This window comes from Streptomyces sp. NPDC033845, from assembly GCF_055576225.1.
The window spans coordinates 1-25,722 of record NZ_JBVIRI010000021.1 but is presented as its reverse complement, the minus strand read 5'-3'; the positions used below and the strand labels follow the sequence as shown (position 1 = coordinate 25,722).

Annotated in this window: 26 protein-coding genes; 4 read left to right on the top strand and 22 right to left on the bottom strand. The window is 73.3% G+C overall.

Annotated elements, in window-relative coordinates:
* Positions 1-3 precede the first annotated feature (3 nt).
* The 5 genes from ACZ50K_RS31095 to ACZ50K_RS31075 all read right to left on the bottom strand — a co-directional run bounded on the left by ACZ50K_RS31095 (position 4) and on the right by ACZ50K_RS31075 (position 5,110).
* A complete protein-coding gene (locus ACZ50K_RS31095) occupies positions 4-894 on the bottom strand; it encodes a TatD family hydrolase (RefSeq protein WP_468909172.1) in 891 nt (296 codons plus the stop codon).
* Entirely contained in the window at positions 894-1,511 is a 618-nt protein-coding gene (locus ACZ50K_RS31090; protein WP_468909169.1) for an EboA domain-containing protein, read from the bottom strand. Before ACZ50K_RS31090 ends, ACZ50K_RS31095 begins: the two co-directional genes overlap by 1 nt.
* The gene (locus tag ACZ50K_RS31085) at positions 1,508-2,350 is read right to left on the bottom strand and encodes a sugar phosphate isomerase/epimerase family protein (protein WP_468909167.1); all 843 of its coding nucleotides are present in this window, start codon (positions 2,348-2,350) and stop codon (positions 1,508-1,510) included. The genes ACZ50K_RS31090 and ACZ50K_RS31085 overlap by 4 nt, the downstream gene beginning before the upstream one ends.
* A 307-nt stretch (positions 2,351-2,657) precedes the next feature.
* Positions 2,658-3,983 (bottom strand): SCO3242 family prenyltransferase, encoded by a 1,326-nt coding sequence (locus ACZ50K_RS31080; protein WP_468909165.1) that lies wholly within the window; start codon positions 3,981-3,983, stop codon positions 2,658-2,660.
* A complete protein-coding gene (locus tag ACZ50K_RS31075) occupies positions 3,980-5,110 on the bottom strand; it encodes an inositol-3-phosphate synthase (RefSeq protein ID WP_468909162.1) in 1,131 nt (376 codons plus the stop codon). Before ACZ50K_RS31075 ends, ACZ50K_RS31080 begins: the two co-directional genes overlap by 4 nt.
* Before the next feature lie 231 nt (positions 5,111-5,341).
* Here ACZ50K_RS31075 and ACZ50K_RS31070 point away from each other — a divergent pair, with 231 nt between their 5' ends.
* A complete protein-coding gene (locus ACZ50K_RS31070) occupies positions 5,342-6,427 on the top strand; it encodes a methyltransferase (RefSeq protein ID WP_468909159.1) in 1,086 nt (361 codons plus the stop codon).
* Between the two features lie 120 nt (positions 6,428-6,547).
* On the opposite strand, the gene ACZ50K_RS31065 is transcribed toward ACZ50K_RS31070, so the two are convergent.
* Positions 6,548-6,889, bottom strand: a complete 342-nt coding sequence (locus tag ACZ50K_RS31065) for a hypothetical protein (protein WP_468909157.1) — start codon at positions 6,887-6,889, stop codon at positions 6,548-6,550.
* Between the two features lie 20 nt (positions 6,890-6,909).
* Complete coding sequence (locus tag ACZ50K_RS31060; RefSeq protein ID WP_468909154.1) at positions 6,910-7,884, bottom strand: helix-turn-helix transcriptional regulator; 975 nt, start codon at positions 7,882-7,884, stop codon at positions 6,910-6,912.
* Between the two features lie 112 nt (positions 7,885-7,996).
* Here ACZ50K_RS31060 and ACZ50K_RS31055 point away from each other — a divergent pair, with 112 nt between their 5' ends.
* Positions 7,997-8,398, top strand: coding sequence for a RidA family protein (locus ACZ50K_RS31055; protein ID WP_468909152.1), 402 nt, complete (start codon positions 7,997-7,999; stop codon positions 8,396-8,398).
* Between the two features lie 55 nt (positions 8,399-8,453).
* Here the strand turns inward: ACZ50K_RS31055 and ACZ50K_RS31050 are convergent, their stop codons facing one another.
* The 12 genes from ACZ50K_RS31050 to ACZ50K_RS30995 all read right to left on the bottom strand — a co-directional run bounded on the left by ACZ50K_RS31050 (position 8,454) and on the right by ACZ50K_RS30995 (position 21,233).
* Positions 8,454-9,785, bottom strand: a complete 1,332-nt coding sequence (locus ACZ50K_RS31050) for an MFS transporter (protein ID WP_468909149.1) — start codon at positions 9,783-9,785, stop codon at positions 8,454-8,456.
* Positions 9,786-9,795: 10 nt separating this feature from the next.
* A complete protein-coding gene (locus ACZ50K_RS31045) occupies positions 9,796-10,788 on the bottom strand; it encodes an alpha/beta hydrolase (protein ID WP_468909147.1) in 993 nt (330 codons plus the stop codon).
* Between the two features lie 59 nt (positions 10,789-10,847).
* The gene (locus ACZ50K_RS31040) at positions 10,848-12,353 is read right to left on the bottom strand and encodes an FAD-dependent monooxygenase (protein ID WP_468909144.1); all 1,506 of its coding nucleotides are present in this window, start codon (positions 12,351-12,353) and stop codon (positions 10,848-10,850) included.
* A 65-nt stretch (positions 12,354-12,418) separates the two neighbouring features.
* Entirely contained in the window at positions 12,419-13,948 is a 1,530-nt protein-coding gene (locus ACZ50K_RS31035) for an FAD-dependent oxidoreductase (protein WP_468909341.1), read from the bottom strand.
* 11 nt (positions 13,949-13,959) lie between these two features.
* Entirely contained in the window at positions 13,960-14,895 is a 936-nt protein-coding gene (locus ACZ50K_RS31030; protein WP_468909141.1) for an aromatase/cyclase, read from the bottom strand.
* A gap of 56 nt (positions 14,896-14,951) precedes the next feature.
* Complete coding sequence (fabG, locus tag ACZ50K_RS31025; RefSeq protein WP_468909139.1) at positions 14,952-15,743, bottom strand: 3-oxoacyl-ACP reductase FabG; 792 nt, start codon at positions 15,741-15,743, stop codon at positions 14,952-14,954.
* A gap of 16 nt (positions 15,744-15,759) precedes the next feature.
* Positions 15,760-16,035 (bottom strand): phosphopantetheine-binding protein, encoded by a 276-nt coding sequence (locus ACZ50K_RS31020; RefSeq protein WP_468909137.1) that lies wholly within the window; start codon positions 16,033-16,035, stop codon positions 15,760-15,762.
* A 65-nt stretch (positions 16,036-16,100) separates the two neighbouring features.
* Positions 16,101-17,312: a ketosynthase chain-length factor gene (locus tag ACZ50K_RS31015; protein WP_468909135.1), complete on the bottom strand. Its 1,212-nt coding sequence runs from the start codon at positions 17,310-17,312 to the stop codon at positions 16,101-16,103.
* The gene (locus ACZ50K_RS31010; protein WP_468909133.1) at positions 17,309-18,580 is read right to left on the bottom strand and encodes a beta-ketoacyl-[acyl-carrier-protein] synthase family protein; all 1,272 of its coding nucleotides are present in this window, start codon (positions 18,578-18,580) and stop codon (positions 17,309-17,311) included. Before ACZ50K_RS31010 ends, ACZ50K_RS31015 begins: the two co-directional genes overlap by 4 nt.
* A complete protein-coding gene (locus ACZ50K_RS31005) occupies positions 18,577-18,906 on the bottom strand; it encodes a TcmI family type II polyketide cyclase (RefSeq protein ID WP_468909131.1) in 330 nt (109 codons plus the stop codon). Before ACZ50K_RS31005 ends, ACZ50K_RS31010 begins: the two co-directional genes overlap by 4 nt.
* Positions 18,907-19,017: 111 nt before the next feature.
* Positions 19,018-19,716, bottom strand: coding sequence for an antibiotic biosynthesis monooxygenase family protein (locus ACZ50K_RS31000; protein WP_468909128.1), 699 nt, complete (start codon positions 19,714-19,716; stop codon positions 19,018-19,020).
* Positions 19,717-19,760: 44 nt separating this feature from the next.
* Positions 19,761-21,233, bottom strand: a complete 1,473-nt coding sequence (locus tag ACZ50K_RS30995; protein WP_468909126.1) for an FAD-dependent monooxygenase — start codon at positions 21,231-21,233, stop codon at positions 19,761-19,763.
* Positions 21,234-21,377: 144 nt separating this feature from the next.
* Between ACZ50K_RS30995 and ACZ50K_RS30990 the strand changes: the two genes are divergently transcribed.
* Positions 21,378-21,845 (top strand): nuclear transport factor 2 family protein, encoded by a 468-nt coding sequence (locus ACZ50K_RS30990; protein WP_468909123.1) that lies wholly within the window; start codon positions 21,378-21,380, stop codon positions 21,843-21,845.
* Between the two features lie 105 nt (positions 21,846-21,950).
* Here the strand turns inward: ACZ50K_RS30990 and ACZ50K_RS30985 are convergent, their stop codons facing one another.
* Together ACZ50K_RS30985 and ACZ50K_RS30980 are read right to left on the bottom strand one after the other, a co-directional pair.
* Positions 21,951-22,367, bottom strand: a complete 417-nt coding sequence (locus tag ACZ50K_RS30985) for a pyridoxamine 5'-phosphate oxidase family protein (protein WP_468909121.1) — start codon at positions 22,365-22,367, stop codon at positions 21,951-21,953.
* A 72-nt stretch (positions 22,368-22,439) separates the two neighbouring features.
* Positions 22,440-23,957, bottom strand: a complete 1,518-nt coding sequence (locus ACZ50K_RS30980) for an MFS transporter (RefSeq protein ID WP_468909118.1) — start codon at positions 23,955-23,957, stop codon at positions 22,440-22,442.
* A 419-nt stretch (positions 23,958-24,376) separates the two neighbouring features.
* Here ACZ50K_RS30980 and ACZ50K_RS30975 point away from each other — a divergent pair, with 419 nt between their 5' ends.
* Entirely contained in the window at positions 24,377-25,285 is a 909-nt protein-coding gene (locus ACZ50K_RS30975) for a sigma-70 family RNA polymerase sigma factor (RefSeq protein ID WP_468909115.1), read from the top strand.
* Between the two features lie 261 nt (positions 25,286-25,546).
* Here ACZ50K_RS30975 and ACZ50K_RS30970 read toward each other — a convergent pair.
* On the bottom strand, positions 25,547-25,722 hold a 176-nt coding region (locus ACZ50K_RS30970; protein WP_366481243.1), incomplete at its 5' end, for a carboxyl transferase domain-containing protein.

Genomic DNA, 25,722 nt, shown 5'->3' with positions numbered 1-25,722 from the left:
CGGTCATTCCCCGCCGCGGAGGATCGAGTTGCCCTCGTGCAGGGCGGGCGGGCCGTCGGTGCCACCGGTGGTGTCCGTGGCGCCGGTGCCGAGGAGGACCGGTTCGGGGTGCAGTCGGCCGCTCAGCCCGTAGAAGGCGACCGGGTTGCGCCACAGCACCAGGTCCACGGTGTCCTCGTCGAAGCCGGCGGCCAGCATCGCCTCGCCGACCGCCCGGGTCTTCAGCGGATCGCTGCGGCCCCAGTCGGCGGCCGAGTTGACCAGCACCTTCTCCGGTCCGTACTCCTTCATCAGGACCACCATCCGGTCCTCGTCCATCTTGGTGTCGGGGTAGACGGAGAAGCCCAGCCAGCAGCCGGCGTCCTTGGCCTCGGCGACCGTGGTCTCGTTGAGGTGGTCCAGGACCACCCGGCCGGGGTCCAGGTCGGACTCCCGCACCACGTCCACGGTCCGGCGCAGTCCGGCGAGCTTGTCCCGGTGCGGGGTGTGGACCAGGGCGGGCAGGCCGTGCGCGGCGGCCAGTTCCAGCTGGGCGGCCAGCGCGGAGTCCTCGGCGGGGGTCATCGCGTCGTAGCCGATCTCGCCGACCGCGACGACCCCGTCCTTGGCCAGGTAGCGGGGGAGTTCGGCGAGGACCGGGACACAGCGGGGGTCGTTCGCCTCCTTGGGGTTGAGGGCGATGGCGCAGTGGTGGGCGATGCCGTACTGGGCGGCCCGGTAGGGCTCCCAGCCGAGCAGTCCGTCGAAGTAGTCGAGGAAGGACTCCGGGGAGGTCCGGGGCTGGCCGAGCCAGAAGGCGGGCTCGACGAGGGCCCGGACGCCGGCCGCGTGCATCGCCTCGTAGTCGTCGGTGGTGCGGGAGGTCATGTGGATGTGCGGGTCGAAGATGCGCATCAGGCCGGCGCCGCCTCTCGGGTCAGATTGCGTACGCGGTGGAGGTCCGCGGGGACCGGGCGGCCGGCGGCGGTCCGCTCGGCGGCCTGCCCGTCGAGCATCCGGGCCAGTTCCGCGTCCCCGGCGGCCCGGCGGGCGAGGTCGGCGACCGCGTCCACCGGGACGGCGGTGAACAGGCACTTCAGTACGGCGTGCCGCCAGGCGTGCGGGGGCAGGTGCGCGGCGGCGTACGGGCCGACGGCGGCTGCCACCAGCCGGGTGTCGTTGGTCCGCAGCGCGTCCTCGACCAGTGGCAGCCCGTCCTCGGCGGCCGGGGCGAGGGCGGGCAGCGCCAGCAGCACGGCCCGGCGTTCGGCGGCGGTGCCCTGCCGGTAGAGGCGGGCGGTGGTGGCGGGGTCGGGGCGGGCGGCGGCCAGCAGCCGGACCCGGGCGCGGTCGGCGGCCGGTGAGGCCGGGCCGCCGGGGCCGCCGCAGCGCCGGCCTGCCTCGGCGAACCGGGCCTCCCAGCCGGGCGCGCCGTCGCGGGCCGCCGCCACGGCTTCCGCCAGCCAGCGCTCGGCGGTGGCTTCGGCGGCGGCTGCGGTCCCGGCGGGGGCTTCGGTGTCGGGGCGGGTCATCGGTGGCCTCCGTCGCGCAGGAACCGCAGGGACCGGGCGGCGAGTTCGGGCCCGGCATGGGAGTGGCGGGGCAGTTCGACCACGGCCAGCCCGCGGTAGCCGACCTCGTCCAGGGCGGCCAGCACCGGCGGGAAGTCGATCTCCCCCTCGCCGAACGGCAGGTGCTCGTGCACCCCGCGCCGCATGTCCTCGATCTGCACGTGCCGCAGCCAGGGCGCGGCGGCCCGTACGCAGTCCGCGGGCGACAGCTCCTCCAGGCACTGGCAGTGCCCGATGTCGAGGGTCAGCCCGAGCACCGGGGGAGCGCCGAGCTCGGTCCGCAGCCGGTGGAAGTCGTCGAGGGTGGCGAGGAGATGGCCCGGCTCCGGTTCCACGGCGACCGGTACCCCGATCCGCTCGGCCACGTCCAGGACCGGCCCGAGGGCGTGCGCCAGGTCCTTCCAGGCGGTCTCCGCGTCCCGGCCCCCGGGCAGCACCCCGCTGAAGCAGTGCACGGCGTGCGCGCCGAGGTCGGCGGCCACCCGCACGGCGCGGACCAGCAGTCCGGCCCGTACCGCGCGGAGCTCCGGGTCCGGATCGAGCAGGGAGGGCCCGTGCTTGCTGCGCGGGTCCAGGACGTAGCGGGCGCCGGTCTCCACGGTCACCCCGAGCCCGAGCCGCTCCAGCCGCCGTGCCACCACCCGGGTGCGGGCGGCCAGGCCGGGGGCCATCGGGTCGAGGTGCATGTGGTCGAGGGTCAGTCCGACCCCGTCGTAGCCGAGGTCGGCGAGCAGGGCGAGGGCGTCGTCCAGCCGCAGATCGGTCAGTCCGTTGGTGCCGTAGCCGAACCGGGGGCTCATCGGCGGTCCGCCTTCCGGGAGGTGCGGGCGTGGGTACGGGCCGGGGCCCCGGTGACCCGGGCGGCAACACCGCCCGGCCGGAGGGGGCGTCGGGCCGTGCGGCTGCCCGGGGCGGGACAAGGAGCCGGACCGGGCCGAGGGGCCGGACGGCCCGCGGTGTACCGGGCGGCGGGCCGGCCCGGGCGGAGCCCGGCGGCGCGTGACCGGGACCGGAGCCCGGCCCGTCCGGGCACCAGGCCGGTCGGGCCGGGCCGCGCGGCGGGAACGGCGCTCACGTGGAGCTCACGACTCACGTGCGGCTCACGACTCATGTGGGGCTCACCTTCCGGGCCAGTCGGCGGGCCACCGGCACCAGGCCGACCAGGGCCAGCGCGGTCCCCGGGGCCCCGGCCCGGGCGGCGAGCGCCGCCTGGAGCGGGATCATGGCCCGGATGCCGCCGCCGACGGCCCGCTGGGTCAGCGGCGGCGAGGGGTTGAGCACGGCGTGCGCCAGCGGGCGCCCGGCCGTGCCCGCGTACAGTCCGGCCAGCCCGACCCCGGCCAGTGCCCCGGCGAGCGCCCGGGTCTCCGGGGCCCCGGCGGCCGACGGCCCCGGGTGGGCGGGGTGGGCGGGGCGCGTGCCGGCGGCCGCCAGACCGGCCAGCCCGAAGCCCGCCAGCGCCGCCAGGCCCCGGCTGCCGGTCAGCCGCCAGGCACCCGCCAGCGCGGTGTCCGTCAGGGTCCGTACGCGGTACGCGTCACCCCGCCTGACGGCCCCGCTCCGGAAGCCGCCCAGGGCGGCCCGGACGGTGGCCGGGCCCGCCAGCGTGCCCCGCGGCCCCGCACCCGCCGGCAGCGCCGCGGCCCGCACGCCGTCCCGAGCGGCCCGGCCGACGGCCGGCCACGCCCGGACCGTGGCCGCCACGGCCGTGCCCCGGGGGCTGTTGAGCCCGCGGCAGGCGGCCGGACCGGCCGGACCACCGGTCGGCCGGGCGGCCCCGGCGCGGCGGGCCGTCAGGACGGCCAGGGCGAGGGTGCAGCCCAGTGCGGCCAGCGCCGTCAGCGGGGCGTCGCCCTGGGTCTCGCGCCGGGACACCGAGGTCACCGCGTAGGTGTGCCCGCCCAGCACCAGCGCCGAGGGCAGGGCGCGCCGCAGCCCGGACGGCGGTGCGGCCGCCGCCGCGCCCAGCAGCAGGTCCAGGGAACGGGCCGCCGCCATGGCCGCCGGGCCCGCCTTGGTGTGCTTCAGGCCCAGGTCGTACGCCCACACCGCGCCGGCCAGGACCCCCGCCACTCCGGCCGCCCGGCGGCCCGCGCAGGCCGCGAGCCCCAGCCCGGCCGCCGTGAGCGCGGAGGCGGCGGCCAGCGCGGCCTCGGGCCGGATCCGGCCCGAGGGGATGGGCCGGCCGGGGCGTTCCACCGCGTCCTCCTCCCGGTCCGCCCAGTCGTTGAGGGCCATCCCCGCCTCGTACAGGCAGAGGGAGGCGCCGACCGCCAGCCCGGTGCGCGCGCCGGGCCGCACCCCGGCCGCGGCCGCGCCGGCCAGCGCGTCCCCGGGCACCGTGAACAGCGCGGACACCCGCAGCAGTTCCGCCCAGGCCCGGCCGGTGCCGGACCCGCCGCCCCCGGTCCGGCGCACGCCGCCGCCGCTCACGCGGGGTTCCGCAGCAGTGCGGCGAGGCCGAGGAGTTCCTCGTACTGGTGGGCCAGGGAGGCGCCCGTACCGTCCGGGTCCTTGAAGTAGAAGCCGAGTTCCGGGCGCGGACCGGCCAGTCCCGCCTCGTGGGCGCGGGCCAGCAGCCGGGCCAGGTCCAGCACCAGCGGTGCGGCCAGCGCCGAGTCGCAGCCCTGCCAGGTGGTCTGGAGGACCATCCGGGTGCCGAGGAAGCCCTCGAAGGCGACGTGGTCCCAGGCGGTCTTCCAGTCGCCCAGTGCCGGAACCTCGTCGATGTGCGTGGCGCCCTCCGGGAGTCCGCCCAGCGCGTCCTCCAGCACCCGGTTCTTCCCGGCGTTCTTCGCGGCCGCCGCGGCGGGCTCGCTGAGCGCCGCCCCGTCCCCGCCGCCCAGCAGGTTGGTGCCCGACCAGGCCCGCACCCGCAGCTCCCGCTGCGCGAACATCGGGGCCAGCACCGAACGCAGCAGGGTCTGCCCGGTCTTGCCGTCCCGGCCGGCGTACGGAAGCCCGGATGCGGCGGCCGCCGCCGCCAGGGCGGGATGCCGCAGCCCCGCCGACGGGGTGAAGTTGACGTATCCGCAGCCGGCCCGCAGCGCCGCCGCCGCGTACAGCGAACTGGCCGGCCACCGCTCCCCGCCGTCCGGGACCGGTTCGGTGGAGGCCACGTTGACCACCACCGCCCGCGCCAGCCCGCGCCGCCGCACGAAGTCCGCGATGTCCGCGGCGAACGCCCCGATCAGCTCCTCGTCCGTCCGGCCGTCGTCCGGGAGGGGCCCGCCCGGGCGTATCTCCGCGTCCGCTTCCACGAGTTCCCGGTGGACGGCCGCCGGCAGCCCGTACGGCAGGACCCCGCCCGCGGCCAGTTCCTCGGCCCGCTTCGGCAGCGGTCCGGCCGCCGTGTCGTGCCCGCCGAACACCAGCGCGTCCAGCGGCGGCAGCCCGGCCCCCTCGAACGCCGCGGTGCCGGTGACCATCCCGGCCGCCGGCCACAGTCCGGCGGAAAGCGCGGCACACCCGGCGACCACCGTGGTGGCCACGGAACCGCGCGCCCCGATCAGCCACACCCCGGTCCTGGGTCCATCCGTTCCATCCGTATGACGCTTCATGGGCCGGCCTCCAGGGCACATCGGCGCTTCGCGGGGGACGCGGACGGCAACGACTGGCTCGAACTCGATGTTCGATCCCGGTCCGCGGGACGAAACGGTAACTCCGGCATGCCGCCGCCCGGCCGTGCCGAGTCCCGTTCTCAAGGCGCGATCGAGCCCGGCCCGAGACGTTTCCATGCGGCCGGATCCACGCTGTCAGCAGGATTGTCGGCCGGCTCCCGAGGAGATCTCATGCCCGCATTGCCACCCCCGCGCGTCGTCCGCACCGTAGAAGGGGTGCGGTCGGGTCTGCAGAGCCTGACGCGCAAGCTCGCGCCCGCCCCGTTCGCGCTGCTGGAACTCGCCCAGGGCTCCATGGTCACCCAGGCCATCTACGCGGCCGCCGAACTCAACGTCGCCGACGCCCTCGCGGACGGCCCGCTGACCGTCGACCAGCTGGCCGCCGAACTCGACGCCCACCCCGAGTCCCTCTACCGGCTGCTGCGGCTGCTCGCCAGCTACTCGATATTCACCGAGCAGAAGGACGGCCGGTTCGCGCTCACCCCCATGGGCAGCGCACTCCGCTCGGACGTCCCGATGTCCATGCGGGACACCGCGATCCTGATGGGCCACCCCACCCACTGGGAGGACTGGGCCTACCTGGTGGACGCGGTCCGCAGCGGCGAGGCCAGCCTCCCCAAGCGGCGCGGCATGGGCGCCTTCGAGTACCTGGAGCTCAACGCCGAGTACGGGGAGGTGTTCACCCGGGGCATGGGCGGCATGTCGGTCACCGAGACCCTGCCGCTGGTGTCCGCGTACGACTTCTCCAAGTACGCCACCATCGTCGACTTCTGCGGCGGCCAGGGCGGTCTGCTGGCCGGCATCCTGGAGAAGGCCCCGAACAGCCGCGGCATCCTCGTCGACCCCCGGGTGGACACCAACGGCGCCCAGGAGTTCCTCGCCGGGGCCGGGGTCGCCGACCGCTGCGCGGTGGAGAACCGGGGCCTGTTCGACGTACCGCCGTCCGGCGGGGACGCGTACCTCCTGAAGCACATCGTCCACGACTGGCCGGAGGGCCAGGCCCTGGAGATCCTCCGCAACGTCCGCACGGCCATCGGCGGCGGAAGCGGCAAGGTCCTCCTGATGGAGATGGTCCCCACCCCGGGCAACAGCCCGCACTCCGCGAAGCTGATCGACCTGTGGCTGATGCTGCTGGTCGGCGGCAAGGAACGCACCCCCGAGCAGTACGCCGAACTCCTCGCCCAGGCCGGCTTCGCCCTGGAGAAGGTCCACCAGACCGCCGCGGCCATCTCCATCATCGAAGCCCGCCCCATCTGACCCCCACCCCCACCCGGCCGGCCCCGCCGGGCGGTCCCTTCGCCGCCTCGGCGTTGTCGAACCGGATGTCCCATTCGTCGCCGACCGGTGGTGCTGCCGCCCGGTCTCCCCGTTTGGGGGTCACGGGGCGGTCACCGGGCCGTAGTCCGTGTCCCGGTCGGCGCGGAGCCGGATGGCTTCGGCGTACTCCTCGGAATCGAGGTGCCGGACCCAGGGGAAGATCTCCGGGAGCGCGGCCAGCAGTGCGCTGGCGCCGGCTTCGGTTCTCATGAGCGCGGAGAAGGTGGCGGCCATGGTGTCGACGGCCTGTTCGCGGCGCTCCTCGCGCTCGACTGTGGTCAGTATCAGGTCGGCGCCGTCGCGCCGTTCGATACGGATCCGGTCGGCGCGGGTGAGGCGCTCGGCGACGTCTCCGGGACGTTTGGAGAGTTCCGAATAGGTGACGCGCTCCATCGTCTTCACGACCTCACGATACGAACCCGTCAGGGGGCGGGCCGATACCGGGCGGCCAGGGTGGTGGCTCGGTGGTGGAGGGCGGTGCGGAGGGACTGGGGGGAGAGGGCTTCGGCGTCGGTGGCGAGCTGCCACAGGGCCCATTCGGCGTGGCGGGCGTCCTGGAAGGTGACCTCCAGCCGGAGCCGGCCGTCCGGCTCGGGTTCCTCCGCGCGGACGGCCAGTGCCGTGTCCAGGAGTTCCTCCCGCCGGGCCGGGGCCACCCGCAGCAGGACGGTGAGGTGGTCGCCGCCGGCCAGGAAGTCCGCCGAGCGCTGCCGCCAGATCCGCTCCAGGTCCACCCGGCCCGGCCGCAGCGCCGGCTCCCCGAGTTCCTCGGCGGCCGAGACCCGCGACAGCCGGTAGGTGCGGTCCTCGCCTTCCCTGGTGGCCAGCAGATAGGCCCGGTCCCGGACGGTGACCAGCCCGATCGGGTCCACCGTGCGCCACTGCGCGGTCCCGCCGGCGGGCGTGTAGAGGATGCGCAGCTTGCGGCCGGCGAGCACCGCGCGCCGCACTTCGGTCATCGTGCCGCCGGGCACCTGCTCGGTGACGGGCCGACGGGAGAGCAGATCGGTCTCCGGGTCGACGAGGAACCGTCCGACGGCGTCGTCCGCGGTGGCCCGCTGGCCCTCGGGCATCGCGTCGACGACCTTCCGCATCGCCGAGGCCAGCGCCGAACCCAGCCCGAACACCAGCTCGCCGCGACCGCTTCCGGCGGTCAGCAGGGCCAGCGCCTCTTCGTGGTTGAGGCCGGTGAGCTCGGTCCGGAAGCCGGGGGCGAGGACGAACCCGCCGTACCGGCCGCGTTCTGAGTGGACCGGGACCCCGGCCGCGGACAGTGCCTCGATGTCGCGCAGGACGGTTCGGGTGGACACCTCCAGCTCGCGGGCCAGGGTGTCGGCGGTGAGCCGGCCGCGTCGGCGGAGCAGCAGCACCAGGGAGACCAGCCGATCGGCGCGCATCCGAAAACACTATCGGAATACCTGACGGTGGATGTCGTGATGCCTTGCGAGGCTCTGCGTAGCGAGCGCACGAACCGTGCGCACGGACGGACGTACGGACGGAGCAGACGGCATGGCGATACGACGGACCGCGGTCAACCCGGTGACCTGGTCGTTGCCGATGGGGTTCAACCAGGGCGAGCTGGTCTCCGGGCACACCCGGACCCTGCACGTCTCGGGGCAGACCGCGATGAGCGGCGAGGGCGTGCCCCTGCACGAGGGCGACATGGCGGCCCAGCTGGCCCTGAGCCTCGACAACGTGGAGGCGGTGCTGGGCGGGGCCGGCATGACCCTCGCGGACCTGGTCCGGCTCAACGTCTACACCACGGACGTCGACCTGCTCTTCCCGCACTACGGGGTCCTGACGGCCCGCCTGGCCGCCGCCGGCGCCGCCCCGGCGACCACCATGCTCGGCGTGACCCGGCTGGCCGTCCCCGGCCAACTCGTCGAACTGGAGGCCACCGCCGCCGCCTGACCCCGACCGACCGCCGCCACCCGGCCGACCGGGGCACCACGGGGGTGCGTCCCGGTCAGCCCGGCGCTATCGGGTCCCGCCGGTCCCGGGCCTCCCTCGGGGCGGCCCCGGCCGCCGGATCGGCCGCCGGATCGGTCACCGCTTCGGCCGGGGCCGGACCGGTGGGCCGGCGGACGGCCGCACGGCGTTCCGCGAAGGCCGCGCCCAGCGCCGCCGCCACCGACACCAGCCCGCCGACGAACAGCACCGAACGGGCCCCCAGATGCTCCGCGAACCAGCCGGACAGCAGGCTCCCCAGCGGGGTGCTGCCCTGGAGGATCAGCGTGTACAGGGCCATCACCCGGCCCCGGTAGGCCGGATCGCTGCCCAGCTGGATCCGGTGGTTGGCGGCCTGCGCGAAGTACAGGGCCGCGAACCCGGTCAGGAACAGCATCACCAGCGCCGCCGCGAACCCCGGCGCCCAGGCGGTGGCGGTCTCCACCACACCGAAGGCCAGCGCCGCCAGCACCACCGTACGGGCCGCCGGCCGGCCCCTGCGGGCCGTGGTCAGCAGGGCCGCGAGCAGTCCGCCCGCCGCGAAGGCGGTGGTCAGCAGCCCGAACGAGGCCGCGTCCGCGTGGAAGACCGTCTTCGCCAGCAGCGGCAGCATCAGCTGGAAGTTCAGCCCGAACAGGCCGATCACCCCGACCAGCACCACCGGCATCACCAGGTCCCGGCGGCCCCGCACATAGCGGATCCCGTCCGACACCCGGCTCTGCCCGCTCGGGGGCGGGCCGCGCACCAGCTCGGCCGGCCGCATCATCCGCAGGCCGGCCACCGTCGCCAGATAGCTGCCCGCGTTGAGGACCATCACCCAGCCGGTGCCCACCGCGGTGATCAGCGCCCCGGCGAGCGCCGGACCGGCCACCCGGGCGATGTTGAAGTAGGCGCCGCTGAGCGCGGAGGCGTTCGGCAGCAGGTCCGGTCCGACCAGTTCACTGACGAACGACAGCCGGGTCGGCACCTCCACCGCGTTGACCAGCCCCAGTCCGAAGGCGCACACCCAGATGTGCCAGAGCCGCACCTGCCCGGTCAGGGCCGGCACGGCCAGTGCCAGGGCCAGCAGCCCGGAGACCAGGTTCGCGACCGTCAGCAGCATCCGCTTGTCGTACCGGTCGGCGAGCCGGCCCCCGTACAGGGTCAGCAGCAGCGGGGTGAACTGCAGGGCGGTGACCAGGCCCAGGGCGGTCCCGGAACCGCCGGTGAGACCCAGGACCAGCCAGTCCTGGGCCACCACCATCATCCAGGTGCCCGCCGCCGACACCACCTGACCGGACACGAACAGCCGGAAGTTGCGGACGGACAGCGAGCGGAAGGGGACCGGGTAGCCCCGTTCGCGGCGGTTCACGGTCGGAGGGTCACGCCGCGCGTCCGGTGCGGGTCACACAGTCCTCCAGGAAGGCCAGCGCCCGCAGGTGGTAGGACCGGGCGGCCCAGCCCAGGCTGATGTTGTGCCCGGCGTCCGGCTGCCGGTCGATCTGCACCCGCGGTGCCGCCGTGAGCCGGCTCGCCAGGTCCGCCAGGTCGTGGTCCCCGTGGTGCCACCAGGCCTCGTGCTCGGCGAAGGTCAGCCGGATCGGGACCTGGATGCGCGGCGCCAGTGCCGCGAAGAGCTCCGTCCAGTGCCCCAGCTCCCCGGCCTCCAGCGGCGGCATCGGCGCCACCACCGAGGTGCTCGTACGGAAGGTGCCCTGCGGGTACAGCCGCAGCGGGCCCCAGTGCCGCTGGGTCTGCTTGAGCCCCTCGTGCGGGTCGCTCGGCGCGAACCGGTGCCCGCAGCCGGAGATGTCCATCCCCAGCAGCCCGTCCCGGCCGGTCAGTCCGGCGCAGGTGGACATGGCGAGCTTGCCGCCGTACGAGTGGGCCAGCCAGAACAGTCCGGCCCCGGCGGAGTAGCGGGAGGTGAAGTCGGAGAGGGCGGCGCGCAGCAGGACCGCCTGCTCGGCCAGGGCCAGCCCGTCCGGGAACAGTGCGGCGGAGTCCCCGTAGCCGGGCCGGTCCACGGCGAGGACGGTGTAGCCCAGGCTCGCGCCGAGCGTCAGCAGCGAGGTCTCCGGGTGTGCCTGCCCGTCGAAGTAGCCGGCGGTCATGCCTCCGCCGTGCACGGCGACCACGGTGGCCCGGGGCTCTTCGCGGTCCGGTGTGCTCAACAGGGCCGACAGGGTGACGCCGCCCGCGTCGAGGGTGATCCGGCGTACTCCCGGCGAGAGCCCGGGGTCCTGTGCGACGGCCGGTGCGACGGCGGTGGCCGTGCCCGCCCGGGAGGGCGTCGCGGACTCCGGCCGGCCCGCCGTGGCGAGCGCGAGCGAGGCGAGCGACTCCACGGACGCCGCGGTCATCGTGCTGTCCATCGGTTACCCCCGTACGGCCGGCCGCCGCGGCCCGCAGGACGGACCGCGGCGGCGTGCGGTCATCGCGCGTCGCCGAACCAGCGGCGCAGCGCGTCGGTCAGTTCCTCGATACTGTCTCCGGCCCAGGCCACGTGCCCGTCGGGGCGGACCAGCAGGGCGGTCGCACCGTCCAGCGGGTCCTCGCCCTCCAGGGGCTTCGCGGTGGCGGTGGTGACCGTCACCGCGTCCCGCCATCCGGCTGCCGCCTCCCGCAGGTCGGCCCGGTCGGCGAGGTCCAGGAGGACGCCCTTGCCGGGGTGCAGCAGGCGGGTGGTGGTGGTCTCGCTGCCGTCGGCGGCGACCAGGGCCCGGTTCGCCAGCCGCAGCCCCTGGAGGGGGTGGCCGCCGTCGCCGAACTCGTAGGCGATGTCCAGGCCGCTGACGATGCCGGCCAGGTGCCGCTTGACCACGTCGTGCTGGATCAGCTCGGAGAACAGGGCGCGCAGCGGGTCCGCCTCCGGTCCGCCGAGGAAGACGGTGCCCTGGGCGCTGGTGTTCATCAGCAGTCGCTGTCCGACCGGGTGACGTTCCCCGTGGTAGGTGTCGAGGAGGCCGTCCGGGGCGCCGCCGGCCACCACCGCGGCCAGCTTCCAGCCCAGGTTGGCGGCGTCCTGCACCCCGGTGCTCAGGCCCTGTCCGCCGGCCGGCAGGTGGATGTGGGCGGCGTCGCCGACCAGCAGCACCCGACCGCGCCGGTACTCGGTGGCCTGCCGGGCCGCGTCGGTGAAGTAGCTGACCCATTCGGCGCCGCCGCCGCTGATGTCCTCGCCGGTGATGTGCTGCCAGGCGGCGGCGACCTCGGCGAAGGTGACCGGTTCGGCGTCCCGGCCGCGGGCCGGGGTGCCGTCGGGGCAGACGATGATGCGGTCCACGCCCTCGGCCAGCGGGGCCGCCATCACCATGCCGTTGGGCTGCCGCTCGCCGAGGAACCGGGGCCGCAGCGCGCAGCCGGTGACATCGGCGAGGAACATCGACTTGGTGGCCGCGCTGCCCGGGAAGTCGAAGCCGGCGGCCTTGCGGACGCTGCTCTGGCCGCCGTCGGCGGCCACCAGGTAGGAGGCGCGGAGCCGCTGGATCCCGTCCGGGGTGCTGACGGTGATCTCGACGTCCTCGCCGTCGAGGTAGCCCTCGGACAGGTCGAGGAACTCCCAGCCGCGCCGGATGTCGGCGCCGAGCTCCGTGGCCCAGTCCTCCAGGACCTTCTCGGTGATGTTCTGCGGGATGCCGCGGGCCCCGAAGTGGGCGCCGGGCAGCACGGTGTAGTCGAACTGCACCCCGCCGAAGTGGCCCAGCGGGCTGATCTCCAGCGTTTCGCCCTGGCCGAACCGGGGGAGCAGGCCCCGCTGGTCGAACACCTCCATGGCGCGCGCGGTGAAGCCCAGGCCGCGGGACTGCCCGGTCGGCTCCGCCAGTCGTTCGGTGACGATGACGCTGGCCCCGCCCAGGCGCAGTTCCCCGGCGAGCATCAGCCCGGTCGGACCCGCGCCGACGATGATGACGTCCGCGTCAGCGGCTGTCCCTACCATGGTGTTCCTCTTCTCCGGTGTGAGTCCTGTCCGTTCGTGCGTCCGGCGGGCCGTGGCCGGGTGGCTCAGCGGGCCGGGCCGAACCAGCGCTCCAGGGCGGCCCGCAGCCCGCCGCCGCTTCCGGGCCCGGCCCAGGCGACGTAGCCGTCCGGGCGGACCAGTACGCAGCCGGTGCCGTCCAGCGGTCCCGGCCCTTCCGGCCGCCCCGCGACCACGGCGACCCGGTCGGCCCAGCCGCCGCGCACCGCGGCCGGCACCTCGGCGCCGCCCCGCAGGTCCAGCAGCAGGCCGCGGCCGGTGCGCAGCAGTTCGGGGGTGCTGAGCGCGGCTCCCGCCGCGCCCTCGGCGGAGAGCAGCCGGAGGGCGGGCAGCCGCGCCCCGACCAGCTCGTGCGCCGGGCCGCCGTCCCCGTCTCCGCCGCCGTCCCCGTCGTTCCCGTCGCCGCCGTCCCGGACGGGGTAGCGGATGTCGAGGCCGCTGATCATGCCCGCCAGATGGGCCCGTACGGGTTCGTGGCCGATGAGCTCGCCCAGCAGCGCGCGCAGCGGTTCCACCTCGCTGCCGCCGAGCAGCAGGTCGGCCTGGGTCTCGATGTTGGCGAGCACCCGCCGGCCCACCGCGTGGCGTTCGGTGTGGTAGCTGTCCAGCAGGCCCGGCGGGGCCGTGCCGGCCACCTCGGCGGCCAGTTTCCAGCCCAGGTTGAAGGCGTCCTGGAGGCCCAGGTTGAGGGCCTGGCCGCCGATCGGCATCTGCCGGTGGGCGGCGTCCCCGGCGAACAGGATCCGGCCGTGCCGGTACCGCTCCAGCTGCCGGTTGGCGTCCCCGAAGGAGTTCACCCACAGCGGGGTGCCGTCGGAGATGTCCTCCCCGGTGACCCGCTTCCAGACGTCGGCGACCTCGGCGAACTCCGCCTCGGCGGTCCTCGGCCGGGCGGTGGAGCCGAACTCGTGCACCATCACCCGGGTCACCCCGTCGGGGCGGCGGGCCGCGATGGCCAGTCCCTGCGGGAGCCGTTCGAACCGCCGGTTGGGCACCTCGATGCCGTCCACGTCGGCACGGATCAGTTCCCGCCGGGCGTTGTGCCCGGGGAACGCCGCCCCGGTCAGCCGGCGGACCGTGCTGTCCTCGCCGTCGCAGCCGACGAGGTAGCGGGCCCGGACCCGCAGGGCGGCCCCGTCCCGGCCGACCGCCTCGGCCGTGACCCCGTCCGGGGTCTCGGCCAGGGCGGTCAGCTCGTGTCCGCAGCGGACGTCCACGCCCAGGGCGAGCGCCCACTCCTCCAGGACCGCCTCGGTCTTCGTCTGGAGGACCTTCCACTGGCCCGGCCAGGGGCCGGGCAGCGTCAGGTCCAGCGGCAGCCCGCCGAAGTGGCCGCGGGGCTCGTTCGGCGGGGTGCCGAAGTCCGGCATCAGTCCGCGCTGGTCGAAGATCTCCATGGTCCGCGCGTGCAGCGTGGACGCCCTCGACTCGGTGCTGGGGGAGTGCCGGCGCTCCAGTACGACCACTTCGGCGCCGGCCAGCTTCAGTTCCGCGGCCAGCAGCAGCCCGACCGGGCCGCCGCCGACCACCACGACCTGGGTGTCCAGGTCCGGCACCTCGGTCACGGTCAGCTCTTCTGCTCGGCGTAGGCCTTGGCGTGGTTGAGCGTGGCCGTGCTGTTGGTGCTGAGCGCGGTGTGCACGTACGCGCGGGCGTCCGCGACCGTCGCCTCCGGACCGAGGATCTTCTCGATGTTGTCCGTGTTGAGGGTGACGGTGTGCTGGGAGGACGCGGCGGTGACCCCGTCGGTCTCCACGAACGTCCACTCGCCGGTGTGCAGCACCATCAGCGCGGGCAGCGTGACCTGCTTGTAGGCGATCTTGTGGTCGGGGAACACCACCCGGTACGACTTGGTGGTGTGCACCGAGCCGTCCTTGGCGCGGGTGTCCATCTCCAGGGTCTGGAGGCCGGGGGTGTCCTCGTCCAGCCGGACCACGGCGACGTGCGGGAGCCGCTCGGCCCACCGGTCCGCCTCGTTGATGAAGTCGAAGGCGTCCTTGGCGGAGCCGTTGATCTGCACGGTGTCGGTGAAGGAGAACGTCAGCTCCTCCGCCGCGTGCGCCAGTTCCACGTTCTTCTTGAGCGCGGCGAGCTCGGACAGGCTGTTCTTGTCCACCGCCCGCTCGATCCACAGCAGGTCGTGCGGGTCGTCGTCGATGGCGCTGTAGTCGTGCAGCAGCCGGACCCGGGTCTCGGCCTCGCCCAGCGGCTCCAGGATCCAGGTGCCGCCCATCGCGGCCACCGGCGGGGCCGGCACCTCCTGCCGGAAGGTGATCTTCAGGCCTTCCGGGTCGAGGGTCCGCCGCGAGGTCCAGTTCTTGGCGTCGCCGTTGGCGGTGGCCCAGATCCGGATCCGCTCCTCGGCCCCGTCGGCCTCCACCCGGTCCACGTGGATGGTCGGCGGGAAGATCCGCGGCCAGTTGGTCACCTCGGCCAGCAGCCGGTAGACGGCCCCGGCCGGGGCGCCGATGGTGATCTCGTGCTCAACCTCACGGGTCGTCATCTTCGGTGTCCTCTACAAGGGTGCGGTACGGGGGTCCGGTACGGGGTCCGGGCGGGTCAGAAGTTGCCGAGGCCGCCGCAGACGTTCAGCGCCTGCGAGGTGATCGACGCGGCGGAGTCCGAGGCCAGGTAGCCGACCAGACCGGCCACTTCCTGCGGGGTGGAGTAGCGGCCCAGCGGGATCTTCGACTGGAACTTCTGCAGGATCGCGTCCTCGGAGGTGTCGTACGCGGCCGCGTAGCCCTGCCGGACCTTCGCCGCCATCGGCGTCTCGACGTATCCGGGGCAGACCGCGTTGACGGTGATCCCGGTCGGCGCCAGCTCGTTGCCCAGGGCCTTGGTGAAGCCGACGACCCCGTGCTTGGAAGCCGAGTAGGGGGCGCCGAGCACCACGCCCTGCTTGCCGGCCGTGGAGGCGATGCTGATGATCCGGCCGCGGTCCTTGTGCCGCATCCCGCCGGTGTTGAGCACCTCCCGGGTCAGCCGGAACACACTGGTCAGGTTGGTGTCGATGACGTCGTCCCACAGCTCGTCCGCGATGTCAGCGGTGACCCCGCCACCGGACCGGCCGGCGTTGTTGACGAGCACGTCCACGGTCCCGAACCGGTCCACGGCGGCCTGCACGAACGCCTTGACGGAGTCTCCGTCGCGGACGTCGAGGACCCCGCCGTCCACGTTCAGGCCCTCGGCCTGGAGCTCCTTGACGGTGGCCGCCACGTTCTCCGCGTTGCGGGCACCGATGAACACCCGGTGGCCCTGCGCCGCCAGCAGCCGCGCCGATTCCAGCCCGATGCCGCTCGTCCCGCCGGAGACCAGCGCGACCCGCCCGTTGTCGTTCTGAGTGCTCATCGTCGCGTCAGCCCCTTCACGCGGCCACGGCGTCGGTGGACGCCAGCTGGCGGTTGACGGCCGCGATCAGGGCGGCGGGGGTGATCGTGTCGTCGACCGCCTCGTCGTCCAGCGAGATGCCGTACTCGCGCTCGATCAGGCTGCCGGCCTCCAGCAGCGCCAGGGACTCGTACTGCAGCGAGGCGAAGGTGGAGTCCAGGATGTCGCCGTCGAGGTCGACCCCCTCCGCCACACCGGCGGCACCCAGCAGGATCCGCTTCAGATCGTCCAGGGTGAAAGACTTGCTGGCCATGTCGTTCCCTTCATCGGTACGGGACGCCGCCGCGGCGTGCCCGGGGTGTGGTGTGGACGGATCGGTCAGACGGAGCGGACCACCATCGCGGAGTTGAAGCCGCCGTGGCCGCGGGCCAGCACCAGCACGGTGCGGACGTCGGCCGTGCGCGGCTCGCCCAGCACCAGGTCGAGCTGGTACTCCGGGCAGGGGTCCACGTTGACGGTGGGCGGGATGATGCCCTCCCGCATGGAGATGAACGCCGCCGCCAGGTCCAGCGGGGCGGCACCGGAGTACAGCCGTCCGGTCATCGTCTTCGGCACGGTCACCGGGACCCCGCGCGCCCCGAACACCGCGTTCAGGGTCTCGGCCTCGGCCCGGTCCAGCTGCGGCTCGCCCGCACCGTCCGCGAAGACCACGTCCACGTCGCCCGGCTGGATCCCGGCGTCGCCGAGGGCGATCTCGATGGCCTTGCGCAGACCGGGCTCCCGGCCGCTGCCCGGCTTCGGGTCGATCGTGGAGCCGTAGCCGGCGATCTCCCCGTAGACGTGCGCCCCGCGCTCGCGGGCCGACTCGGCGGACTCCGCGATGATGATCGCGCCGCCCTCGCCCGGCACGAACCCGTGCGCGTCCCGGTCGAAGGGCAGGTACGCGCTGTCCGGCTGCTCCGAGGTGCTCAGCCGGCCGCTGGCGATCTGCGCCACCCAGCCCCACGGGCAGATCGAGGCGTCCACCGCACCGGACACCACGACCTTGGTGCCCTTGCGGATCTGCCGCCGCGCGTGGGCGAGGGCGTCCAGGCCGCCCGCCTCGTCGCTGACGACCACACCGGCGGGGCCCTTCATCCCGTTGCGGATGGAGATCTGACCGCTGTTCACCGCGTAGAACCAGGCGAACGACTGGTACGCCGACACGTACTGGCTGCCCTTGCTCCACAGCGCCTGGAGCTCGCCCTGGCCGAACTCGAAGCCGCCGGCCGCGCTCGCGGTCACCACGCCCATGTCGAACTCGGGGAGTTCGGAGGGCACGATCCCGGCGTCCTCCAGCGCCCAGTCGGTGGCCACCAGGGCCAGCCGGGTCACCCGGTCGGTCTGCGGCAGCAGCCGGCTGGGCAGCGAGTCCTCGGCGACGCTGCCGGGGATCTGCCCGGCCAGCTTCGCCGGATAGTCGGAGGGGTCGAAGCGGGTGATCCGGCCGATGCCGCTCTTCCCGCCGAGCAGTGCCGCCCAGTACTCCTGCACGCCCAGCCCGTTGGGGGCGGCCACACCGAGGCCGGTCACCACGACCGACGTGCTCATACCAGGCTCCTCTCGGGGTTGGCCAGCACCATGGCGCTCTGGAAGCCGCCGAAGCCGCTGCCCACCGTCAGCACCGCGTCGGTCAGCTGCTCGCGCGCGGTCAGGGGGACGTAGTCGAGGTCGCACTCCGGGTCCGGAGTGTGCAGGTTCGCCGTCGGCGGGACCACGTCGTACTCCATGGCCAGCGCCGAGGCGGCGATCTCGATGGAGCCGATCGCGCCCAGCGAGTGCCCCACCATCGACTTGATGGAGCTCACCGGGGTCCGGTAGGCGTGGTCGCCCAGGCTCCGCTTGAACGCGGCGGTCTCGTGCCGGTCGTTCTGCTTGGTGCCGGAGCCGTGCGCGTTGATGTAGTCGATCTCGTCGCCGTTCATCCGCGCCTCGTCCAGCGCCAGCCGGATCGCCTCGGCCATCTCCACCCCGTCGGGGCGCAGACCGGTCATGTGGTAGGCGTTGGAGCGGGTGGAGTACCCGGCGATCTCCGCGTAGATGTGCGCCCCGCGGGCCCGGGCGCTCTCCAGCTCCTCCAGGACGAAGAAGGCGGCGCCCTCGCCCAGCACGAACCCGTTGCGGGTGCCGTCGAACGGGCGGGAGGCCCGGCCCGGCTCGTCGTGCCGCGGGGTGGTGGCCTTGATCGCGTCGAAGCAGGCCATGGTGATCGGGGAGATCGGCGCGTCCGAGGAACCGGCGATCATCACGTCGGCGGCGCCCTCGCGGAGCAGCTCCACCGCGTAGCCGACCGAGTCCAGGCCGGAGGTGCAGCCGGTGGAGACCACCGTGCTGGGGCCCTCCGCCCCGATGCCCCAGGCGACCTCGGCCGCGAAGGAGCTGGGCACCATCTGGTTGTAGAGGTGCGGGGAGGCGTACCGGTGGTCGACCAGCGGGAGCCGGCCGGCGTCGCTGACGACCCGGTACTCCTCGTCCAGCGCCATGGTGGCACCGACGGCGCTGCCGACGGTCACCCCGATCCGGTACGGGTCCAGGGAGCCGACCTCCAGGCCGCTGTCGGCGACCGCGCCGCGCGAGGCCACCACCGCGAACTGGGCGGCCCGGTCCATCCGCCGGACCTCCTGCGGGGTCAGGCCGTGGTCGTAGGGGTCGAAGTCAACCTCGGCCGCCACCCGCGAACGGAACGGCGCCGGGTCGAAGAAGGTGATGCCGCGCGTGGCCGTCCGGCCGTCGCTCAGCAGGTTCCAGAAGTTCTCGCGGCCGACTCCGCCGGGCGCGAGCACCTCCATTCCGGTGATGACCACTCGCCGCCCGGTCACGCCTTCCCCTCCCAGTTGTAGAAGCGGGTGGCCATGGCGTCGGCCGGGGACCGCCAGGTCTTCGGGTCGTAGGCCTCGATGAACGGCTTCAGGTCCTCGCTGATCTGCACGAAGCGCGGGTCGGACTTGGCGCCCTCGATCAGCTCCCCGCCGTTGTCGGTGTCGAAGTCCTGCAGGTGGAAGTACAGGCCCTGGTAGGAGAACAGCTGGCGCCGCCGCGTTCCCATCCGCTGGGGCATCTCCGTCGCGTCGAATTCGGCGAACAGCCGGGCCACGTCCGCGCTTGAGGCCAGGTCCATCCGGGCGACGATCAGCGTGCTGTGCATACGGTCTCGCTCCTCAGCGGTTTCGTGTGTCGGAACGGGCGGTTCGCCCGGGAACGCCCGGCCCCCGGGGGGAGCCGGGCGTTCGTGGTGGTTCCGGGACGGCGGAGCGGACTACTCGCCGGCGGAGCGGGTGTGCACGACCCGGTAGGTGTTGATGTCGGGGATCCCGGCGACCACGGCGCGGATGCGGCCCTCGGCCTTCACCCGGGCCTCCGGCTTCTGGTCCTGCGGGACGTCGCGGTGCGCCTCCCAGTTCTCCTGGCTGTCCCACTGGGAGTAGGAGACGGCGAAGGAGCCTTCCAGGCCGCGGGCGCGGAGGCCGCGCAGCACCACGTGGGAGCGGAACCCGGGGGACTGGAGGAAGTACTCCTGGGCCGGGCCGAGGGCGTCGATCAGCTCTTCCTGGTTCTCCTTGAGGACCGGGAAGACGGCGATGACGGTGTAGTCGTCGCGCTGCGGGCCGATCTCGATGGTGCCGCCCAGCGAGGGGTGCTCCTGGGTGAAGGCCACCTCGTTCTGGAGGAGCTTGATGGAGGTGGTGATCTCGCCGAAGACCGGCATGGTGCGGTGGTTGAACTCGTCGCCGGCGTAGCGCTTCTCCAGGTCCTCGCCGCTGCGCCACTGGATGAAGTTCGCGGTGCCCGGCTTGTCGACGCCGGCGTGCACGGTGCTGGACATCCAGCCCTCGTACGTCGCCGCGTTGACGATCTTCGTCATCTCCTCGATCAGCTTGTCCTGGTTCTCCGGGACATCCGTCGTGAACAGGTTCAGGACGGTGAGGTGGTTGTCCTGCGTGGAGATCTTGGGCATCTTCTTCGCTTCCTCGGTAGAACGGATGGGGCAGACGGGAAAGGTCAGGCGGAGGCCGGGCCGAACCAGCGGGACAGCGCCTCGGTCAGGCCCTCGGTGGGCTCGCCCTGCGGCGGGGCCCAGGCGACGTAGCCGTCGGGGCGGATCAGCAGGCCGTCGAGGGGGGCGTCGCAGTCGAAGTTGACGACCGTGACCACGTCCACGCGGTCGGCCCAGCCGTCGGCGGCGGCCCTCAGCGCGGCGTTGTCGTGCAGGTCGAGGAGGACGCCGCGGCCGGCGTGCAGCAGCTCCAGGCTGCTGCGCTTGTCGCCCTTGACCACGACCTCGCGGCCGGGCAGCCGGCGGCCGAGCAGCGGGTGCTCGCCGGGGCCGACCTCGTGCCGGATGTCGAGTCCGGTCACCATCCCGATGAGGTGGCGCTGCACCGCCGGGAAGTCCACCAGCTCGGCGAACACCTCCAGCAGCGGGGTGATCTCGTCGCCGCCGAGGTAGAGGATCCGCTGGGCCAGGGTGTTGGCCAGGATCCGGGCGCCGACCGGGTGCCGCTCGGCGTGGTAGGTGTCGAGCAGCCCCTCGGGGGCCTGCCCCTTGATGTCCAGGGCCAGCTTCCAGCCCAGGTTCACCGCGTCCTGCACGCCGGCGCTCATGCCCTGCGCGCCGATCGGCAGGTGGATGTGGGCGGCGTCGCCGGCCAGGAACACCCGGCCGCTCCGGTACTGGGCGGCCTGCCGGCTGGTGTCGGTGGTCGAGCTGACCCACAGCGGGGTCCCGCCGCTGATGTCCTCGCCGGTGAGGCGCTGGAACGCGGCCGAGACCTCCTCGAAGGTGATCGGGTCCGGGCTGGTGCGCAGCGGCTCCGCACGGTCGAAGTAGATGACCCGGCTGCGGTCGGGGCCGATCGGGAGCACCATCACCATGCCGCCGGGCACCCGTTCGCCGCTGAACCGGGGCCGCAGCGGGACTCCGGCCACGTCCGCGAAGCGCAGCTCGATGGCCGCGTCGGTGCCGGTGAACTCGATGCCGGCCAGCTTGCGGACCACGCTGCGGCTTCCGTCGCAGCCCACCACGTAGCGGGCGCGCAGGGTGCTCTCGCCCTCGGGGGTGGTGACCGTCAGGGTCACCCCCGAATCGTCGCTCTCCAGACCGGTGACCTCGACGCCGCGGCGCACCTGGGCGCCCTTCTCGGCTGCCCAGCCGGCCAGCATTCCCTCGGTGCGGGACTGCGGAATTCCACGAGCGCCGTACGAGCCGCCCTCAAGCAGCCGGTAGTCGATGGGAACTCCACCGAAGTGCCCGAAAGGAATGACGTCGACCTCGCCGAGGCGAGAAAGGAGCCCGCGCTGGTCGAATTCTTCGATGGTCCGCGCCGAGAATCCGAGGGCACGCGACTGCTGCATCGGCTCGGCGAGCCGCTCGACGACGGTGGCCGAAACTCCATTCAGACCCAACTCGCCTGCGAGCATGAGTCCGGTGGGGCCGGCTCCCACGATGATTACGTCTGCGTCAAAGGTGTCCATCTGCCCTCTTCCGACTGGTGTTTTACCAGTATTGCGAGGGGCTACCAGGACAGTAAATAGCCACTAGTACAGGTTTTCTACAGGAACGTCATATCCTTTGCGCAAGGCCTTGGCCACCAGCCTCATTCGAGCTCATCCTGAGGCATGACTACTAGCCAATCAAGCCGGTCGAGTCAATCGACTGCCGAAGTCGCGGCCCTTCTCGACGCTTATCTCATCGGCCTTGACGATGACTCGACAGACGCCGGATGGGCCAAGCGGATCTTCACGGACGACGTGGTGATCGCCTTTCCGCCGAACGCCCGCCAGGAAGGTATCGACGGGGTACCGGAATTCCACCGGATCTCCCTCGCCAAGTTCGCCCGGCACCAGCACATGGGATCCCCCGCGGTGGTCGAGGTCTCCGGCGACCGGGCGGGGCTGCGCGCCAACGTCATCGCCACCCATGTGCTGCACCGGCCGGCCGGCACCCCGGAGGACGCCCCGGCCCCCGTCTTCCAGGCGGGCACCTTCGTCCGCGGCGAGGCCCGCGAGACCCCGGAGGGCTGGCGGCTGTCCGCGCTCTCCTTCGAGGTGGTCTGGACGAACGGCACCCCGCCGGCCGTCCGCTGAACCCGCGCGGCCCGTGGTACGCACGAGGGCGGCGGTACCGGGAGTTCCCTCCCGGTACCGCCGCCCTCCTCGTCGTGCCCGTGACATCCGGGACGTACGGAACGTTCAGACGTTCAGGCTGCGCACCCGGTCGACCGCTATCTCGATGACCACCCGGCCGGGCGGGTTCGGCGGGGCCGACCAGTACCGCTTGGCGTAGCGCCGGGCCCCGTCGTGCACCCGGCCCGGTTCCTCCACCACCCGGGCGGTGCCCTCCAGGGTGACCCAGCTGAACCCGGACACCTGGCAGAGCGCGGCCCGGCTGCCCGGGGTGGCCAGGAGGTTGCGGGCCTTGCGGGAGGTGGCCACCGTCATGATGCGGGCCAGGCCCGCCTCCCGGTCCCAGGTGAACCGGACCGGCGCCACGTGCGGCGAGCCGTCCGGCCGCAGGGTGGTGAGGGTGGCGATCTCCGGTTCCGAGAGGAAGGCGTCGACCTGGGCCGACACCGCGAGCGCGGCCGCGCGGGCCGTGGACTGCGACACGAGTTCTTCCTTCTCCAGTACGACGCGGAAGACCGCGCCCCCTCCCCGGCGGGGAGGGGGCGCGGCCGTGGATCAGACGGTGGTGACGGTCTCCGTGGCCGGAGCCGGCGTCCCGGTGCCGCCCGCGGCCGGCGGGGCCGGCTGGACGGGCTTGGCCTTCGGGAAGGCGAAGGCCGCGATGAGCAGGGCCACTCCGGCGAAGCAGGCCGCCGCGAGGAAGGCGTTGTGGTTGGCGTTCTCCTGGACCTCGATGATCCGGGCCGCGTCCCCGCCGGTCTCGGCGAGCTTCCCGGCCAGACCGTTGTAGGCGATGGTGACGATGACGGCGAGACCGAGCGCGCCGCCGGCCTCCTGGCTGGTGTTGATCAGACCGGCGGCGACGCCGGCCTCCTGGTCGCTGATCCCGGCGAAGGCCGCGATCTGCAGGGTCACGAAGCACATGCCGCAGCCGAGGCCGAGCAGGATGAACCCGGGGAGCAGGTCCACCGCGTAGCTGCCGCCGGACGGGGCGCGGTAGAGCAGCAGCAGGCCGCCGATGGTGGTGGCCAGACCGATGATCAGGATGATCCGGGCCGCGACCTTGGCGATCAGGCCGGAGGCCACGCCGGCGCCGACGGCGACGCAGAGGGCCAGCGGCACGTAGGCGAAGCCGGCCTTCAGCGGGGAGTACCCGTAGACCTGCTGCATGAAGATGCTGGCGAAGAAGAACAGGGCGGAGAAGGCACCGAAGACGGCCACGGCGGCGATGTTCGCGGTGCTCACCGACTTGAGCTTGAAGACGCGCAGCGGCATCACCGGCGCCTCGACCTTGGTCTCGATGACCAGGAAGGTGGCGAGCAGTGCGACCACGGCGGCCAGGCTGCCGAGGGTGCGGCCGGAGCCCCAGCCCACGTGCGTGGCCTCACCGAGGGTGAAGATCAGCAGCAGCAGGGCGCCGGTGAGGAAGGTGGCGCCGAAGAAGTCGAACCGGGTGCGCGGGCCTTCGGCCTTGCTGTCCGGGACGATCTTCGGGGCCAGCAGTGCGGCGATCAGACCGATCGGCACGTTGATCCAGAAGATGTACTCCCAGCCGACGCTGTCGGCCAGGACGCCGCCGAGGATGACGCCCACGATGGAGGCGATGCCCGAGAGCGAACCCCACAGGCCCAGCGCCTTGTTGCGCTCGGGGCCCTCGGGGAAGGTGTTGGTGAGAATGGACAGCGCGGCGGGGGCGATCATCGCGGAGCCGAAGCCCTGCACCGCGCGGGCGGCGATCAGCCAGCTTCCGTTGTCCGCCAGACCCGCCATCAACGAGGCCAGGGCGAAGATCGTCAGACCTGTCTGCAGAAGCTTCCGGCGTCCGTAGCGGTCGGCGAGCCGACCGCCCAGGAGCAGGAATCCGCCGAGCACGGTGGCGTACGCCGTGACGACGTATTCCAGACTGACATCGGACATGCCCAGACCGTCCTGAATGGACGGCAGCGCCAGGTTCACGATCGACACGTCGAGGAAGACCATGAACTGGGCCAGGCAGACGAAGGCCAGGATGGTGCCGGCCTTGTAGCCGGCCCCTGCTCCTGTCCCGCTCTTGACCAAGTCGGGGGCAGCCATTGCGTAACTCCTCAGCTAAGCAGAAATCGAGTGTGTGAGAGCGGTCGCCGGCGATGCCGGGCTGCTGCCAGGCAGCCTGCCCGGACTCCCTCGACTCCTCCTTGAGTCCCGCCGGACCGATCGCCGATCAGTCGATCCCGCGGACGATGTGCGAGTCGGACCATTCGTCCTCTTCGGCCCCGGCAAGTCGGATCGGCGGTGCTTCGTGGCTGTCGTACATCAGCTCCTCCTCTGCGTGTCCGATGGCATCACCGTGTCAAGGCACGCTCGAAAGCCGGTCGGGGAACACTGGAGACCCGCTCGGTAACGGATCCCGAAAAGGCGGCGGAGACTGACAGAATCACCCCGGGTCGCCCATGACATGACGGTGCGTCACCTGCCGGGCGGACGAGAGCGGACGAGAGCCGAGGACGGAATACATGCACGAGGACGAGTGGCTGGCGAAGCGCTTCGAGGAGGAACGGGGCCGGTTACGGGCCGTCGCCTACCGGATGCTCGGCTCGCTCACCGAGGCCGAGGACGCCGTCCAGGAGGCCTGGCTCCGGCTCAGCCGCTCCGACGCCCGGGACATCGACAACCTGGCCGGCTGGCTCACCACGGTGGTCGGGCGGGTCTGCCTGGACCTGCTGCGCTCCCGCACCTCCCGCCGCGAGGAGCCCCTCGACGTACGCCCGGCGGAGCCGGGTCCCACCGACCGGGCGGGCTCGGCCGGCCCGGGCCGGCCGCGGCAGCCCGATCCGCAGGAGGAGGCGCTGCTCGCCGACTCGGTGGGGGTGGCCATGCTGGTGGTCCTCGACAAGCTGGCCCCCGCGGAACGGCTCGCGTTCGTCCTGCACGACCTGTTCGCCGTCCCCTTCGAGGACATCGCGCCGATCGTGGAGCGCACCCCCGCCGCGGCCCGGCAGCTGGCCAGCCGCGCCCGGCGCCGGGTGCGCGGCGCGGACACCCTGCCGGCGGCCGATCTGACCCGGACCCGCAAGGTGGTGGACGCGTTCCTCTCGGCGGCCCGCGACGGGAACTTCGAGGCACTGCTGGAGGTCCTCGACCCTGACGTCGTCTCGCGGTCCGACAGCGGCATACCGGGCGCCCTCACCGCGGTCCGCGGTGCCGCCCTGGTGGCCCGTCAGGCGGCCACCTTCGCCCAGTTCGCGCAGAGCGCGCAGGTGGCCCTGGTCAACGGCGGGGTCGGGGTGGTCGCCCGGGTCGGCGGCGAGGTCCGGGTGATGATGTTCACCGTCGCGGACGAGCGGATCACCGAGGTGTCGGTGGTGATGGCCCAGTCCGAGGTGGTCCGCCTGGAGGTGGCCGTCCCGGAGTCCGCCGGCTGACACGCGCGAAGGGCCGTACGGACACGGTGGACGTGTCCGTACGGCCCTTCGCCGTTTCCCGGTCCCGCGGGCGGCCCGGGCGGTCCGATGCCGCTCCAGCCGCACTCTTCCCGGCCGGGCCACGGTGGCCCGGCGTCCTGCCGCAGCACCCCCGGGTGACCCGCGGCCGGCGGGACGCACCGACGGCGTGCGGCCGTGGTGGCGTCCCCCGCCCTCGGCCGCACGCCATGCGGCGTCCGGCTCCCGGGGGTGCCCCGGTCGTTACTGGGGCTGGTTGCCGTGCTTGCGGCACGGCAGGTCGGCGTGCTTGTTCCGCAGCATCGCCAGCGACCGGATGAGGACCTCGCGGGTTTCGGCGGGGTCGATGACGTCGTCGACGAGGCCGCGTTCGGCCGCGTAGTACGGGTGCATCAGCTCGGCCTTGTACTCCTTGACCA

Coding starts and splice junctions, on each gene's coding strand:
- ACZ50K_RS31095 (WP_468909172.1), bottom strand. CDS start 894: ATGCGCATCTTCGACCCGCACATCCACATGACCTCCCGCACCACCGAC.
- ACZ50K_RS31090 (WP_468909169.1), bottom strand. CDS start 1,511: ATGACCCGCCCCGACACCGAAGCCCCCGCCGGGACCGCAGCCGCCGCC.
- ACZ50K_RS31085 (WP_468909167.1), bottom strand. CDS start 2,350: ATGAGCCCCCGGTTCGGCTACGGCACCAACGGACTGACCGATCTGCGG.
- ACZ50K_RS31075 (WP_468909162.1), bottom strand. CDS start 5,110: ATGAAGCGTCATACGGATGGAACGGATGGACCCAGGACCGGGGTGTGG.
- ACZ50K_RS31070 (WP_468909159.1), top strand. CDS start 5,342: ATGCCCGCATTGCCACCCCCGCGCGTCGTCCGCACCGTAGAAGGGGTG.
- ACZ50K_RS31060 (WP_468909154.1), bottom strand. CDS start 7,884: ATGCGCGCCGATCGGCTGGTCTCCCTGGTGCTGCTGCTCCGCCGACGC.
- ACZ50K_RS31055 (WP_468909152.1), top strand. CDS start 7,997: ATGGCGATACGACGGACCGCGGTCAACCCGGTGACCTGGTCGTTGCCG.
- ACZ50K_RS31045 (WP_468909147.1), bottom strand. CDS start 10,788: ATGGACAGCACGATGACCGCGGCGTCCGTGGAGTCGCTCGCCTCGCTC.
- ACZ50K_RS31040 (WP_468909144.1), bottom strand. CDS start 12,353: ATGGTAGGGACAGCCGCTGACGCGGACGTCATCATCGTCGGCGCGGGT.
- ACZ50K_RS31030 (WP_468909141.1), bottom strand. CDS start 14,895: ATGACGACCCGTGAGGTTGAGCACGAGATCACCATCGGCGCCCCGGCC.
- fabG (WP_468909139.1), bottom strand. CDS start 15,743: ATGAGCACTCAGAACGACAACGGGCGGGTCGCGCTGGTCTCCGGCGGG.
- ACZ50K_RS31020 (WP_468909137.1), bottom strand. CDS start 16,035: ATGGCCAGCAAGTCTTTCACCCTGGACGATCTGAAGCGGATCCTGCTG.
- ACZ50K_RS31015 (WP_468909135.1), bottom strand. CDS start 17,312: ATGAGCACGTCGGTCGTGGTGACCGGCCTCGGTGTGGCCGCCCCCAAC.
- ACZ50K_RS31005 (WP_468909131.1), bottom strand. CDS start 18,906: ATGCACAGCACGCTGATCGTCGCCCGGATGGACCTGGCCTCAAGCGCG.
- ACZ50K_RS31000 (WP_468909128.1), bottom strand. CDS start 19,716: ATGCCCAAGATCTCCACGCAGGACAACCACCTCACCGTCCTGAACCTG.
- ACZ50K_RS30995 (WP_468909126.1), bottom strand. CDS start 21,233: ATGGACACCTTTGACGCAGACGTAATCATCGTGGGAGCCGGCCCCACC.
- ACZ50K_RS30990 (WP_468909123.1), top strand. CDS start 21,378: ATGACTACTAGCCAATCAAGCCGGTCGAGTCAATCGACTGCCGAAGTC.
- ACZ50K_RS30980 (WP_468909118.1), bottom strand. CDS start 23,957: ATGGCTGCCCCCGACTTGGTCAAGAGCGGGACAGGAGCAGGGGCCGGC.
- ACZ50K_RS30975 (WP_468909115.1), top strand. CDS start 24,377: ATGCACGAGGACGAGTGGCTGGCGAAGCGCTTCGAGGAGGAACGGGGC.